The following is a 12622-nucleotide window of genomic DNA, read 5'->3' as shown; positions in this document are numbered from 1 at the left end:
GAGTAAGGCCACCACGGGAAATGGATAAATTATGCCGAACCCGAAATTGATTTGAATGGCTTACTGCGCTTCTCAGGCAATTGCGTCCCGCTCAGGCCGGGCATCACCGCTTTCATCAGCTCAAGAAATTTGCGCAGTCGCGCCGGATAGTAACTCGCCCAGGGATACAGCAGATAAATCGGCAGCGGCGCGGCCTGCCATTGCGGCAAAAGCTGCTGTAAATGCCCCTGCTGCAGATCATCCTGCACCACCCAGGCGGAAACCATCGCCGCGCCCATGCCTTCCAGCGCCGCTTTACGCACCGCGTAGAGACTATCGGTACTTAAGCGTGGCGCAATGGCAAAACGGTAAGCCTGATCGCTGTTAATATGGTTAAGCGTGACCTCATTGCGGTAAAAGCTGTTTAGCGCCAGCCACGGAAATTGCGCCAGGTCCGCAACCTCGTTGACTGCGGCATAGCGCGCAAGCAGCGACGGCGCCGCCACCACAATCCGCGGCACTTCCGCCAGCAGCACCGCTACGACCCCGGGATCGGTTGCAGCGCCAACATGGATCGCGCAATCAACCCCTTCGGCGATAAAGTCCGGTGAATGGTCATTCAGCGTCCACTCCACACTGACCTGCGGATAGCGTTGCAGATAGTCGGCCAGCGGCGCAATCAGCTGATCCTGACCAAATGCATGCGGCGCGCGCACCCGCAAAACGCCGACCGGTTCATCGCGCACCGCACTGACTTCATCTTCCATAAACTGCCAGTGTTCGATCAGCTTATACGCCTGGCGATAGCAGCGTTCGCCATCATCGGTCAGCTTCATAGTATGGGTAGTGCGCTGAATCAGCTTTACGCCCAGCAGCTGTTCCAGGCTTTGCAAACGACGGCTGATGGTCGGCTGCGAGGTACCGATCTGGCTGGCGGCGGCCGAGAGACTGCCGCTCTCGACGATACGCACGAAAGTCTGCAACAGTGATATACGGTCGATAGTGAGTGCTGGATTCTTATTCATACGTATCATGTATAACAGTTTTACCTGTAACAGGGCTACAGTTTGTCCTCTTAAGCGGCAAAAATAGCGCCACTGTTACTTCTTTCGGAACTTACCATGAGCCAGGTTTTATCCGCAGATAAAGATGCTGCCCGCGCTGAATCGTCGCTATCAACCAAAATTGTTTTCCTGCTGGCGGCTGGCGCCGGGTTGAGCGTGGCCTCCATTTACTACAGCCAGCCGATGCTGAGCATTATCGGCGGCGCCTTTCACAGCAACGTCAGTGATACCGGTATGGTGCCGACGTTAACGCAAATCGGTTATGCGCTTGGCATTCTGCTGCTGGCGCCACTGGGTGATCGTCATGACCGGCGCAAAATTATTCTGCTTAAAGGCGTGCTGCTGGCAGTCACGCTACTGTTATGTGGGTTCTCCGCCTCTTTTCCGTTGCTGCTGTTAAGCAGTCTGGCGATTGGACTGATGGCTACCGTCGCGCAGGATATTATTCCGGCAGCGGCCACCCTGGCGTCAGACAGTCAGCGCGGAAAAATGGTCGGTATGGTGATGACCGGGTTACTGGCCGGCATCCTGCTGTCGCGGGTATTTAGCGGCATCGTGGCGGAGTATTTTGGCTGGCGCGCAGTGTATGCGCTGGCGGCGGCGGGCGTATTGCTGATTACGCTGGCGATCTGGCGGGTACTGCCCGCGTTTAAAGTGCAGACCGCGTTAAGTTATCCGGCGCTGCTGCGCTCGTTAGGAAAATTATGGCGCGACCATGCCGAATTGCGTCATGCGGCGCTGGCGCAGGGGTTGCTGTCGGTAGGTTTTAGCGCTTTCTGGTCAACACTGGCGCTGATGCTGGCCGAACGTTACCAGCTGGGCAGCGCGGTGGCCGGATCCTTCGGCCTGGCCGGTGCGGCCGGTGCGCTGGCGGCTCCGCTGGCGGGAATGCTGGCCGATCGTCACGGTGCCAACTATGTTACCCGCACAGGCGCGGCGATTGTGGTGCTGTCATTTGCGCTGATGTTTTTCCTGCCGCTGCTGCCCTTACCTGCGCAGCTGGCGCTGATTGTGCTCAGTGCGGTCGGTTTTGACCTTGGCGTGCAGGCGACGCTGGTTGCGCATCAGACCATTATCTATGCGATTAATCCGGCAGCACGCAGCCGTCTGAACGCGATTATGTTTACCGTGGTCTTTATCGGTATGGCCTCTGGTGCGGCACTGGGCAGTAAAGCACTGGAAAGCTTTGGCTGGCCAGGTGTGGTCGCGCTGGCAACGCTGGCCGCAACCGGCGGTCTGATGATTCGACTCTTTGAACATGCCCGTCAATAAGCCTGACGGCGTAATATCAGCGGAAGTTTTATTCCGCATTATTGCGCCGATCAAAGACATCTCTGGCTTCGTCGATTGCCAGCCGGTGATCACGTACCCACGCCATCAGGTACTCAACGGGGCCTATGAGTGAGATACCCAGTAGCGTCAGCTCGTATTCTACTTTTGGCGGAATGGTTGGAAAAGCCCGTCTTTCAACCAGACCGTCACGTTCAAGACCGCGCAACGTTAATGTTAATACCCGATGCGAGAGTCCTTCAATGGAACGTTGAATCGCATTAAAACGCATCGGACCTTCAGTCAATATTCCCATGACAATTATCGTCCATTTATTCCCTACCCGATCAAGTAATTGCATCACCGCCGGGCAATTATTATGATCATTTTCGCTGAACATTGGTTTTAACTGTCTAATCATGACATTAGCCATTACCCACCTCATTAAAACTGATTACCTTCTGGATTGTTACGTACATTAATGTGCGTAACGCAGATATTTTTGCGTTCTTGTGGCGCGATAAAAAAGCCTTTAAATTGCTTTAACGCTTTATTTCCCACAGTAAAAAATGGACGCTAATATGAATAACGAAGTTATTATTGAGACATTTGAAAACTCAGAATGGAAATCATTCCCTGGTGTGCCTGAAATTCAGTATATTGATGTTGAAGGTACAATATTTACTGCAGGACCATTTGTAGCCAGAGTGAAACTCCCTGCCGGCAGCGACACGCCTGCGCATATTCACCACTCCCCCTTTGTTGACAGAAGTACGGTGATTTCCGGCACGCTGTTTGTGGGTATCGGGCCTGAGCTCGATAAATCCAATGGCATCGCGCTAAAGCCCGGCAGTATTGCCTTTATACCGCCGGGCGTCTCACACTACGCATGGACAGAAGAAGAAACTGTGATTCATGTTCACGGTGAAGGCCCGTGGCTGTCTGGACAGAGTGCCTGATTCCGCTATTACAGCAGAGTAACACGCGTGCCTGGGATGGTTTCGGCAAAGCCGTCACCGAACAGGCGCGCAGGTGTTTCAAAGCCGGGGCGATGTTCACCGGCCAGCACCCGACGTGCCGCTTCTACCGCTGCCAGCGGCGTAAAGGAGTAGCCGTTTACCGTTTCAATCACCGCACGCGCGATACTGCCATCTGCACCACTCACCTCTGCCACCGCAAAGGCGCGATGGGCATCACGCTCTGCGGCGCTCGGACCATCCGGCAACAGTGACAAATCGCCCTCAGGAAAAGCATCGCCAGTCACATGGACAAACATCGCGATATTGGCAATTGCGGTTGAGCGCCAGGCAGTAACCAGATCGCCAAAAGAGAGCGGATAACAGTCAACCGCGCCATTGCCAAAATCGAAACGGGCGGGCTGTGCGTCAGGCGTGGCGACCAGTTCGCCATCTACCCGACTCAGCAGTCCGGCGCCAATTATCTCCCCGGCGCTGACTGCCGAACCGCGCGACATCGATCCTGAGACCTGCAACGCAATGCGCAACGACTGCGGTTGTTCAACAAGGCGCGCCAGCTGCATCGCCAGGCAATCGGTCGGCACCACATCCCAGCCGACACCTGGTAACAGCATCACGTTAGCCGCAGCGGCTTCCTCGCCTAAATATTGCGCCAGCCGGTAGACGTTAATCTCGGCGGTGATATCCAGATAGTGCGCGCCAGTTTCGATGCAGGCGAGCATCAAAGGCTCGGCGGTATGGGCGAAAGGACCGGCAAAGTTCAGCACCACTGCAACATCGTTTAACGCCTCAGCGACATCACGGTGGTTATCCAGTGCAAAAGCGCGATACTCAGCGCCCAGTTCGGCAGAAAGCGCCGCCAGCTTTTGCACATCGCGTCCGGCAAGAATGGTATCCAGCCCTGCCGCCTGCGCCCTTTCCGCGGCCATCCGGCCGGTATAGCCGCTGGCACCGTAGATCATTAAGCGGCTCATGACGCGTGCTGCCATGATTTATAGACAAACTCAATACTGTAACCGTCCGGATCGAGGATATTAGCGGCGTAGTAGCGCGGATCGTAGTGCAGCCGGGCGCCAGGCGCACCGTTATCGGTCGCGCCGTTCGCCATCGCGGCGGCGTATGCCGCATCAACTTCACTGCTGCTGGCAGCGACAAAACCGATATGCGCCGCCTGCCCTTCGACTACGCCTTTGCGCAGCCAGAAAAAAACGCGACCTTTCGCGCCAAATCCTTTCAGATCGGGATGTCCCTGCGGGCCATCTTTGCCGTCGTAATCATGACGGTCGCGGATGCCGAGCGGCGCCAGCGCCGCAGTGTAAAAGGTAATCGAGCGTTCAATATCGCTCACTGACAGAAAAATATGGTCCAGCATAAAACTCTCCGGTAATCAGATAATGTAGCCGCCGCCAACTTCAATGTTCTGCGCGTTGATCCAGCCATTGTCGTCGGACAGCAGACTGGCGATAACCCGGCCGACGTCGTCTGGCTCGCCGATACGGCCAAGCGCGGTTTGCGATGACAGTAGTTCAACAAATTCCGGGCTCTGGTCGAATGCGCCGTTGGTCATATCGGTACGGATTGCGCCAGGTGAAATCGAGTTGGCGCGGATATTGCGCGGGCCAAACTCTTTCGCCATATAGCGCGTCAGCACTTCCAGCCCGCCCTTAAAGGCGGCGTAAGGCGCGGCGCCAGGGGTGGCCACGCGGGTGGTTGCGCTGGTCATATTGATAATCTGTCCGCCGTCAGCGATTAAGGGTAGCAGTGCCTGGGTGAGAAAGAACGGTCCTTTCAGGTGGACATTTAACAGACCATCGAACTCGGCCTCGGTCAGTGCCTCAATCGCCGCGAAGTTACCGAACCCGGCATTATTGACCAGGCCGTGGATGCGATCGCTGTTCCAGTGGGTCTCCAGCGCCGCTGCGACGTCACTGGCGAACCCGGCGAAGGAAGCCACATTACTGACATTCAGCGCCAGCGCCACCGCTTTACCGCCCGCCGCTTTAATCTTGCTGACTATGGCTTCCGCTTCTTGCGGGTGGCTGTTGTACGTCAGGATAACGCCCGTCCCGCGGCTGGCGATCTGGAGGGCGGCGCTGGCGCCTATGCCCCGGCTACCGCCAGTAATAACGATTACGCTCATAGTTAACTCCGTGCTGATTAAGGTGTGTAGCTATCATAGGCAGCACGCCTGGCAACAGCCTGCCTATTCCTGCCTGAAATCAGCCCATTTCTACTGTATGCTGGCCAAAGCCTTATCTGCGGATTAGACAGAACTCATGAATAACCAATTGCACGAACTCAGGCGCTTAGCCGCAAAAGCCGAAAACCGGCTAACCGAAACCGGTATCCCACGCGTGGCGATGGTTCAGGGCGTGATCCCTGAACACGAGCTGGCGGCGGTGTATGCGCCGATGGTGAATCTGATATTGCAGGGCAGTAAATCGATGACGGTGGGCGACAGTACGCTGCACTACTGTCCGGCTAACTATTTCCTGATGTCGGTGGCGCTACCCGCGGTAGGCACGATCTGGCCGGCGACCACCGGTGAGCCCTACCTTGCCGTTGCCCTGACGCTGGATCCGGCGGTGGTGGCCGACCTGCTGGCGGATCTGCCGGACTATACGCAGAGCGCTGCGGAAACCGCCGCCTTTTCGGTCGCTGAAGTGACGCCGGAACTGATGGATGCCTGGGTACGCATGCTGCGGCTGATGGAACGCCCGTCCGATATCGCCGCGCTGGCGCCGGTCTATGAGCGCGAAATCCTCTACCGCGTGTTGCAGGGGCCGCATGGTCAGATGTTGCGCGATATTGCGCTGCCTGACAGCGCCGTGGCGCGGGTCAGTCTGGCGATTCAGATGATCCGTCGCGACTATGCGAAACCGTTACGTATGGAAGAGCTGGCAGAGAAAGCGGCGATGAGCGTCTCCGCTTTCCATCGCCACTTTAAGGCGGTCACCACCCTAAGCCCGCTGCAATTTCAGAAGCGTATCCGCTTGCTACAGGCACGTATGCTGTTGCTGATCAGCGGCAAAAATGTCACCTCGGCCGCGCTGGATGTTGGCTATGAAAGCACCACGCAGTTCAGTCGCGAATATGCACGCGCCTTTGGTCTGCCGCCGACCCGCGACGCCACAAAAATACTCGCCAGTATCCGTAATATGAGCACCGATCATCGCTCTGATATCAGTGTGCCGTAACCAAGCTCTCACCCTTTCGGTGGTTCAGGCCCTGATTCAAGCCACCATCAAGCAATGCTATTGAAAGCGTGTTTTCCTGCCGATATTAAAGAGGATGAGTTAAAGAGAATCTATCAGAGCGGCATTGTTCATTTTATCGGCACGGGGTTAAATAGCAGGCAAAAAAAAACCTCCCTCAGGGAGGTTGAAAAAAAATCGTTACAGTGAGATATCACTAAACAGTTAGTCAGCTTAGTAACTGAAAAGTTCATGCCAGCTGCATTTTTTTTAATAATTAAGCTTATTTGCCCGATTTTTAATCGGCTTTATCGATATTACCCATACCTGTCCCCTGTCGCAGGGTTATAATAACTGCCTGCCATTCCAAACCATCTGAAGGATCCTGTTGTGAATAAAGTGTTTTCCTCGCTGTTAATAGCCACCTCTGCGCTGTTGTTATCCGCCTGTTCCCCTGATAATGAGAATAAAGTCAAGGTGGCGATTAATACCGGGCCGGACCAGGCGATCTGGGAAGTGGCGCAGAAAGTGGCAAAAGAAAAGTATAACTTAGATCTGGAAGTTATATCGTTTAACGATTATGTCCTGCCAAATGAAGCGCTGCAGAATAAAGATGTCGACGCAAATGCCTTCCAGAGCCTGCCTTATCTTGAAGACCAGTCGAAAGAGCGTGGTTATAAATTTGCCATTATCAGCAAAACCTTTATTTTCCCGATTGCTGCATATTCCCACAAAATCAAAAATATCAGTGAGTTGAAAGATGGCGCAACGGTCACCATCTCTAATGAAGCCACCACGCTGGGACGCAGTTTATTACTGTTACAGGCGCAGGGCTTAATTAAGCTGAAAGAGGGCGTCGGCTATTTGCCAACCACGCTGGATATCACGGCCAATCCGAAAAATCTGAAACTGGTTGAAGTGGATACGCCACAATTAACCCGTACGCTTGATGATCCTGATGTGACTCTCTCCGTTATCAATACTAACTTCTCCGCTCAGGCGGGATTATCGGCTTCCCGTGACGGATTATTTATGGAAGGCGCAGCCTCACCCTATGTTAATGCACTGGTATCGCGCGAAGATAATAAAGACAGCGAAAAGCTACAGAAGTTAAAACAGGCTTTCCAGTCGAAGGAAGTGGAAGAGAAAGCGATCGAAGTTTATAAAGGTGATGCAATTAAAGGCTGGTAATCAGTTTGATGGCGGCGTTAAGCCGCCATTTACCGGTCAGACTTCTTCCGTCACTTTTTTCAACGCCACGGCCTGCTCAATATAAGGCTGGAGCAAACTGGCTACGGCGGCAAATACCGGCACCACCACGCTGTTACCAAACTGTTTGTAGGATTGCGTATCCGAGACCGGGATGTTAAAACGCTTCTCCCCCGGCTGCTCAAAGCCCATCAGTCTGGCGCATTCACGCGGCGTCAGGCGGCGCGGGCGGTTTTGCTGATTATCAGCGTTTGCAAAATCCTGTTCACCCAGCGCCATATCCCAGCCGCGATCGATCAAAATCTCGGAACCATCTTTGTGATAGCGCGCGGACAGAGTACGTGCCACCGCGTTTTTATTCTGCGGATTCACCAGACCAAAGCCAAAGCCATTGCCTTTTGCCTGATGCTTTTTGGCGTAGTTATACAGATATTCCCACAGTTTCGGCGTAAGGATATATTTGGCTTCTGGCGGCACATCCAGCAGATCGGCGATCGCCGGGCGCGAAGCGGGATAGAATTGCGCAATATCACGCAGCGTAAAGCCGTGATGAATATCCAGATCGCGGCGGAAACCCACCAGCACAATACGCTCGCGATGCTGCGGCAGAAAATGTTTACCATCCACCACCTTTGGGTCGTCTTTGCCCGTCCCGGCAGCATCCGCGACTTCGTAGCCCAGTTCGTCAAGGGTCTGCATAATCACGCGGAAGGTGTTGCCCTTGTCATGGCTTTTTAAATTCTTCACGTTTTCCAGCACAAATACCGCTGGCTGTTTGGCGGCAATAATGCGCGCCACATCAAAGAACAGCGTGCCCTGCGTATCACACTCAAAGCCATGTTTTCTGCCAAGAGAGTTCTTTTTACTGACGCCCGCTACACTGAAGGGCTGGCAGGGAAAACCGGCCAGCAGTACATCGTGATCGGGAATCGTGCTGTCGATATGGCGATAGGCTTTTTCTTCACTGATCTCCGGCGACGCGCTAAGGGTGACATCGCGGATATCGCGGTTAAAAATATGCCGGCCGGGCTCATTGTACCAGTTAGCTTTATAGGTTCTTACCGCTTCCGGATTCCACTCGCTGGTAAATACGCACTGGCCGCCAATCGCGTCAAAGCCCTTACGAATACCGCCAATCCCGGCAAACAGATCAATAAAGCGAAAGCGGTAGTTGCCAGATTTTTCCGGCGCCGCAGGCAGCATTTTATGCAGCAATGTCTCTTCCGCATGGGTGAGGCGTTTTGGCTGGCATTTGCCCTTAACCCAGCGGTTGATACCTTCGCGGGTCCACTCGGTGTGACTCACCTTGCGCAGTAGTTCAGCGACATATTTCTGTCCGTAAATTTCCAGCACACGCTGAATCAGCGCCAGATCCTTTTGCTTTTTATCTTCCATTTCTACACTGGCCTGGAGCGCCAGCTGTTCAGCGATTTGCGACAGATCGGACATTCTTAGTCTCTGGGTTAAGTATGTGATGGCTTGTCACTTATCATATACCTGTCAGCCTGATGAGACCATAAATAGCGACTAATCAGCATCATAATGCACGGCTCTGGCGATAAGCCTGAATTATGCATCTCCCATATAGCCATACGAATAACCAATGGCTGAAAGGCATTCAAATGTTATTGTTGATAATAATCAGTTGGTTGAGTTAATCCGCGCACGCCTGTGGCGATAAAAAAGCAATTTTGATGCATCAAATATCATGTAGATTAACTTCAGCGTTTGCGCGATGACTCAGCCTGGCAGGAACCGGATATGACTTCACAGCCTCTTCAGATGGACACCTTTTTAACCAGCGGTATGCTGACCTCACCGCCGCCGCTAATTTCCGTTGCCATGGCTGAACGCATCGCGCATCAGCAGTATGGCCTGACCGGGAAAATAACGTTACTGAGCGGCGAGCGGGATAAAAATTTTCGTGTGCAGAGTTCGTCAGATGCAGCCTGGGTAATGAAATTTTATAACCGCTGCGATGATGCCATTACCCGCGATTTTCAGGAGCAGGTCTTACTCCATATTGCACAGCGTGCGCCATCACTGCCGGTGCCACGCTTAATCCACACCCAGAGCGGCGATTGTGAGTTTGTCTGTTATGACGAGGCTGGCAACCCGGTGTATGGCGTGTTAATCACCCTGCTGGCAGGCAGAACGCCTGAACCTGCAGATAACAGTGCGTCGCTGCTCTCCAGCCTGGGCAATATTATGGCGCAGCTCGACCTGGCGATCAGTGATTTTTCCCATCCGGCGCAGCAGCGCACCATTCTCTGGGATCTAATGCATACCGGCAGGCTGCTGACGGCGACCGGCTATCTGCCCGCCGGCGCACGCCGTGACTGGATAATGCAGTTTATCTCGCACTTCACCAGCCAGCTGCTTCCGCAACTGAATGCGCTGCGCAAACAGGTGATCCACAACGATCTTAGCGGCAGCAATATTCTGCTTGATCGCCAGCATCCTGCCACAGTGAGCGGCATTCTTGATTTTGGCGATATGGTCTGTGCGCCGCTGATTAATGAGATCGCCACCGCAGCTTCCTATTATATGCAACCCGACGTCCGTAACCCGTTAACGGCAGTGGCGCAGATCGTTAACGGCTACCAGCAGCGGATGCCGTTACAGCAACAGGAACTGATGCTGCTGTATGAGCTGATTCTGGCGCGCCTGACGATCAGGGTGCTGATTACCGAATGGCGTTCAGTGTTGTTTCCCGAAAACCGGGACTATATTTTGCGCCACAATCCGATGGCCTGGGCGCTGCTGGATCATTTTCGCACCCAGCCGCTGACAGCAGGTCGCGACCAGCTGATGGCACTTTGTTGTTAATTTAACGGGAGATTTAACGATGAACGCGGATACCGCAACCCTGATGCAACGTCGCGCCGCCCTGATCGCCAGACCAGCGTTGCTGGCAGAATTTGGCGCCCGCACCCGCTACTTTAATACCTTTGGCGGTAACCCGGTCTCCGCCGCCGTGGGTCTGGCGGTATTGCAGGTGATTGAAGATGAACAGCTGCAACAGAACGCCTTAACCACTGGCGCTTACCTGATGGATGGCTTACGCAGCATTGCCGCCGACTATCCGTTAATTGGCGATGTGCGCGGTGCGGGTCTGTATGCCGGGCTGGAGATTGTCAGTAATCCGGCAGTAAAAACGCCGGATAGCGGTATGGCAGCGCGGCTGGTCAACCAGCTGGCGGAAAACGGCGTGTTAGTCGGTGCCAGCGGCAGCCATGGCCAGGTGATTAAAGTGCGTCCGCCGCTGCCGTTTAAACCCGCCGATGCCGACCATTTTCTTGAGATATTGCGTCATACTTTGCAAACGCTGACATCCCGTTAATCGCAAATTACCAGGGCGAACCATGACTTATCCACTTAGCTCGATCAATCACTCCTCGCTGGGCACCACGGTCTATGACATGCTGCGCCAGGCGTTGATTTGCGGGCAGTTCAGGCCCAACGATCGGCTGAAAATCCGTGATATTGCGCTGCAGGTTGATACCAGCGTTACGCCGGTCAGAGATGCTATTTTGCAACTGGCTAAAGAGCAGGCGCTGGAGATGCGTACGCCGAAGGATATTCGCGTGCCACAGCTGGATACCCGGCAGTACGATGAAATCCGCACGCTGCGGCTTGAACTGGAGGGGTTTGGTGCGGAAAAAGCCGCTGAACTGATTACCCCGGCGGGCCTGCATGCCATTGAGTGCAATATCGCCGAGAGTATGCAGGTGATTTCCGTGGGTAATATGTCGCAGGCGCTGCGTCTGAACAGTGAATTTCATCTGCTGCTGGCGCGCAGTGCGCAAATGCCGTTATTAAGCCACTTTATCAATTCACTGTGGATGCGCACCGGACCGCTGGTGGCCGAGGCCTGGGAGTACTTCTCCCAGCGCATGGCGATCGAGCATCATCACGATATTCTTCAGGCGCTGAAAAATCGCGACGGCCAGGCGGCACGGCGCGCGATTCAGGAGGATATTCTTGATGGTAACCAGAAAATGGTGGAGTTTTTGAGTGCCAGTCGCGGCTAATCTGCGGGCAACATTGCCAGGAATTTATCGCGCAGCACATCCTGTATCGCCGGGTTCCATGCAATCCCCACCTGCCAGCGACTGTATTCTCCTGACAGTGGCACCAGCTTGATTCCGGCTGGCATAATATGGCGCACAGCGGCGGGCAGCAGTGCCACGCCATTTCTCGCCGCTACAAATGCCAGTAAGGTTTGAATATCATCCGCAACCGCGACGGCTCTGGCGCTAAGCTTATGCCGGTTAAGAAAACTGACGGCTTGATCCGCCAGCCCGCGACCACGGTGCGGGCTGATTTGCAGCAGCTGATGCTGTTCAAGCACCGGCTGGATATTTTCAGCATCCACTGTAACGTCTGCAGGTATGGCAAGAACCAGCGCTTCATCAAGTAATATCCGGGTTTTCAACGGTTCTGGCGCTGGCAGGCGGATAAATCCTGCCTGCAGTGTTCCTTCCAGCAGCATGCGACACTGCACGTCGGAAGGAATATCGTTTAGCGATACCTCGACATTCGGATACTGTTGCCGAAAAGCAATCACCTGCGTCGGCGCGAGCTGAAAAGATGATATGCCAAAGCCCAGCGTCAGCTTACCGGCTCTGCCCTGCTGTATCTCACGCGCATAATCGCGAAACTGGTCGTAGTGACTGAGCAACTCGCAGGCGGCGGAATAGAGCTGCTGCCCGGCATCGGTCATTTTTGCCCCCTGACGACCTCGCAGAAACAGCGTCACGCCCATCAGGTGCTCCAGTGTCTGGATTTGCTTAGTCAAAGCCGGTTGTGTCAGGCACAGAATATCCGCAGCAGCGTGAAAACGCCCCTGCTGAGCTAAGGTCACAAAGGCCCGCAACAGCTTTATATCCATTCCTGATGGTTATCAACGTTGGAAAAAGAGTGATTA

The 12622-nt window shown here is 54.2% G+C and carries 14 protein-coding genes; 7 read left to right on the top strand and 7 right to left on the bottom strand.

Annotation, left to right across the window (positions count from 1 at the left end; translation table 11 throughout):
• Nucleotides 1–29: 29 nt before the first annotated feature.
• On the bottom strand, nucleotides 30–1004 hold the full coding sequence (locus tag N5923_RS19600; RefSeq protein WP_267144695.1) for a LysR family transcriptional regulator: 975 nt from the start codon (nucleotides 1002–1004) through the stop codon (nucleotides 30–32).
• A 96-nt stretch (nucleotides 1005–1100) separates the two neighbouring features.
• Between N5923_RS19600 and N5923_RS19595 the strand changes: the two genes are divergently transcribed.
• Entirely contained in the window at nucleotides 1101–2315 is a 1215-nt protein-coding gene (locus N5923_RS19595; RefSeq protein WP_267144696.1) for an MFS transporter, read from the top strand.
• A gap of 28 nt (nucleotides 2316–2343) precedes the next feature.
• Here N5923_RS19595 and N5923_RS19590 read toward each other — a convergent pair whose 3' ends face one another.
• Complete coding sequence (locus tag N5923_RS19590) at nucleotides 2344–2745, bottom strand: winged helix-turn-helix transcriptional regulator (RefSeq protein WP_267144697.1); 402 nt, start codon at nucleotides 2743–2745, stop codon at nucleotides 2344–2346.
• Nucleotides 2746–2893: 148 nt separating this feature from the next.
• On the opposite strand from N5923_RS19590, the gene N5923_RS19585 reads away from it, so the two are divergent.
• The gene (locus N5923_RS19585; RefSeq protein ID WP_267144698.1) at nucleotides 2894–3271 is read left to right on the top strand and encodes a cupin domain-containing protein; all 378 of its coding nucleotides are present in this window, start codon (nucleotides 2894–2896) and stop codon (nucleotides 3269–3271) included.
• Between the two features lie 8 nt (nucleotides 3272–3279).
• On the opposite strand, the gene N5923_RS19580 is transcribed toward N5923_RS19585, so the two are convergent.
• The 3 genes from N5923_RS19580 to N5923_RS19570 are packed head-to-tail and all read right to left on the bottom strand — an operon-like array spanning nucleotide 3280 to nucleotide 5429.
• The gene (locus tag N5923_RS19580; protein WP_267144699.1) at nucleotides 3280–4263 is read right to left on the bottom strand and encodes a saccharopine dehydrogenase family protein; all 984 of its coding nucleotides are present in this window, start codon (nucleotides 4261–4263) and stop codon (nucleotides 3280–3282) included.
• Nucleotides 4260–4661: a VOC family protein gene (locus N5923_RS19575; RefSeq protein WP_267144700.1), complete on the bottom strand. Its 402-nt coding sequence runs from the start codon at nucleotides 4659–4661 to the stop codon at nucleotides 4260–4262. Before N5923_RS19575 ends, N5923_RS19580 begins: the two co-directional genes overlap by 4 nt.
• A 15-nt stretch (nucleotides 4662–4676) precedes the next feature.
• Nucleotides 4677–5429, bottom strand: coding sequence for an SDR family NAD(P)-dependent oxidoreductase (locus N5923_RS19570; RefSeq protein WP_267144701.1), 753 nt, complete (start codon nucleotides 5427–5429; stop codon nucleotides 4677–4679).
• A gap of 136 nt (nucleotides 5430–5565) precedes the next feature.
• On the opposite strand from N5923_RS19570, the gene N5923_RS19565 reads away from it, so the two are divergent.
• Both N5923_RS19565 and N5923_RS19560 read left to right on the top strand, forming a co-directional pair.
• Nucleotides 5566–6486, top strand: a complete 921-nt coding sequence (locus N5923_RS19565; RefSeq protein WP_267144702.1) for an AraC family transcriptional regulator — start codon at nucleotides 5566–5568, stop codon at nucleotides 6484–6486.
• A gap of 387 nt (nucleotides 6487–6873) precedes the next feature.
• Entirely contained in the window at nucleotides 6874–7674 is an 801-nt protein-coding gene (locus N5923_RS19560) for a MetQ/NlpA family ABC transporter substrate-binding protein (protein ID WP_267144703.1), read from the top strand.
• A 36-nt stretch (nucleotides 7675–7710) separates the two neighbouring features.
• On the opposite strand, the gene N5923_RS19555 is transcribed toward N5923_RS19560, so the two are convergent.
• The gene (locus N5923_RS19555; RefSeq protein ID WP_267144704.1) at nucleotides 7711–9141 is read right to left on the bottom strand and encodes a DNA cytosine methyltransferase; all 1431 of its coding nucleotides are present in this window, start codon (nucleotides 9139–9141) and stop codon (nucleotides 7711–7713) included.
• Nucleotides 9142–9453: 312 nt separating this feature from the next.
• Between N5923_RS19555 and N5923_RS19550 the strand changes: the two genes are divergently transcribed.
• The 3 genes from N5923_RS19550 to N5923_RS19540 are packed head-to-tail and all read left to right on the top strand — an operon-like array spanning nucleotide 9454 to nucleotide 11726.
• Nucleotides 9454–10521 (top strand): phosphotransferase, encoded by a 1068-nt coding sequence (locus N5923_RS19550; protein WP_267144705.1) that lies wholly within the window; start codon nucleotides 9454–9456, stop codon nucleotides 10519–10521.
• Between the two features lie 19 nt (nucleotides 10522–10540).
• Entirely contained in the window at nucleotides 10541–11035 is a 495-nt protein-coding gene (locus tag N5923_RS19545; protein WP_267144706.1) for an aminotransferase class III-fold pyridoxal phosphate-dependent enzyme, read from the top strand.
• Between the two features lie 22 nt (nucleotides 11036–11057).
• Entirely contained in the window at nucleotides 11058–11726 is a 669-nt protein-coding gene (locus N5923_RS19540; RefSeq protein ID WP_267144707.1) for a GntR family transcriptional regulator, read from the top strand.
• On the opposite strand, the gene N5923_RS19535 is transcribed toward N5923_RS19540, so the two are convergent.
• Nucleotides 11723–12586, bottom strand: a complete 864-nt coding sequence (locus N5923_RS19535; protein ID WP_267144708.1) for a LysR family transcriptional regulator — start codon at nucleotides 12584–12586, stop codon at nucleotides 11723–11725. The genes N5923_RS19540 and N5923_RS19535 overlap by 4 nt on opposite strands.
• Between the last annotated feature and the right edge of the window lie 36 nt (nucleotides 12587–12622).

The sequence above is a fragment of the Winslowiella arboricola genome (assembly GCF_025527015.1).
GTDB classification, from domain to species: Bacteria; Pseudomonadota; Gammaproteobacteria; order Enterobacterales; family Enterobacteriaceae; genus Erwinia; species Erwinia arboricola.
The sequence above is the reverse complement of the archived record's forward strand: the minus strand, read 5'-3'. Positions and strand labels throughout refer to the sequence as shown.

Bases quoted from the DNA above. Each gene is read 5' to 3' on its own strand.
- N5923_RS19600 (WP_267144695.1), bottom strand. From the start codon at position 1,004: ATGAATAAGAATCCAGCACTCACTATCGACCGTATATCACTGTTGCAG.
- N5923_RS19595 (WP_267144696.1), top strand. From the start codon at position 1,101: ATGAGCCAGGTTTTATCCGCAGATAAAGATGCTGCCCGCGCTGAATCG.
- N5923_RS19590 (WP_267144697.1), bottom strand. From the start codon at position 2,745: ATGGCTAATGTCATGATTAGACAGTTAAAACCAATGTTCAGCGAAAAT.
- N5923_RS19585 (WP_267144698.1), top strand. From the start codon at position 2,894: ATGAATAACGAAGTTATTATTGAGACATTTGAAAACTCAGAATGGAAA.
- N5923_RS19580 (WP_267144699.1), bottom strand. From the start codon at position 4,263: ATGAGCCGCTTAATGATCTACGGTGCCAGCGGCTATACCGGCCGGATG.
- N5923_RS19575 (WP_267144700.1), bottom strand. From the start codon at position 4,661: ATGCTGGACCATATTTTTCTGTCAGTGAGCGATATTGAACGCTCGATT.
- N5923_RS19570 (WP_267144701.1), bottom strand. From the start codon at position 5,429: ATGAGCGTAATCGTTATTACTGGCGGTAGCCGGGGCATAGGCGCCAGC.
- N5923_RS19565 (WP_267144702.1), top strand. From the start codon at position 5,566: ATGAATAACCAATTGCACGAACTCAGGCGCTTAGCCGCAAAAGCCGAA.
- N5923_RS19555 (WP_267144704.1), bottom strand. From the start codon at position 9,141: ATGTCCGATCTGTCGCAAATCGCTGAACAGCTGGCGCTCCAGGCCAGT.
- N5923_RS19550 (WP_267144705.1), top strand. From the start codon at position 9,454: ATGACTTCACAGCCTCTTCAGATGGACACCTTTTTAACCAGCGGTATG.
- N5923_RS19545 (WP_267144706.1), top strand. From the start codon at position 10,541: ATGAACGCGGATACCGCAACCCTGATGCAACGTCGCGCCGCCCTGATC.
- N5923_RS19540 (WP_267144707.1), top strand. From the start codon at position 11,058: ATGACTTATCCACTTAGCTCGATCAATCACTCCTCGCTGGGCACCACG.
- N5923_RS19535 (WP_267144708.1), bottom strand. From the start codon at position 12,586: ATGGATATAAAGCTGTTGCGGGCCTTTGTGACCTTAGCTCAGCAGGGG.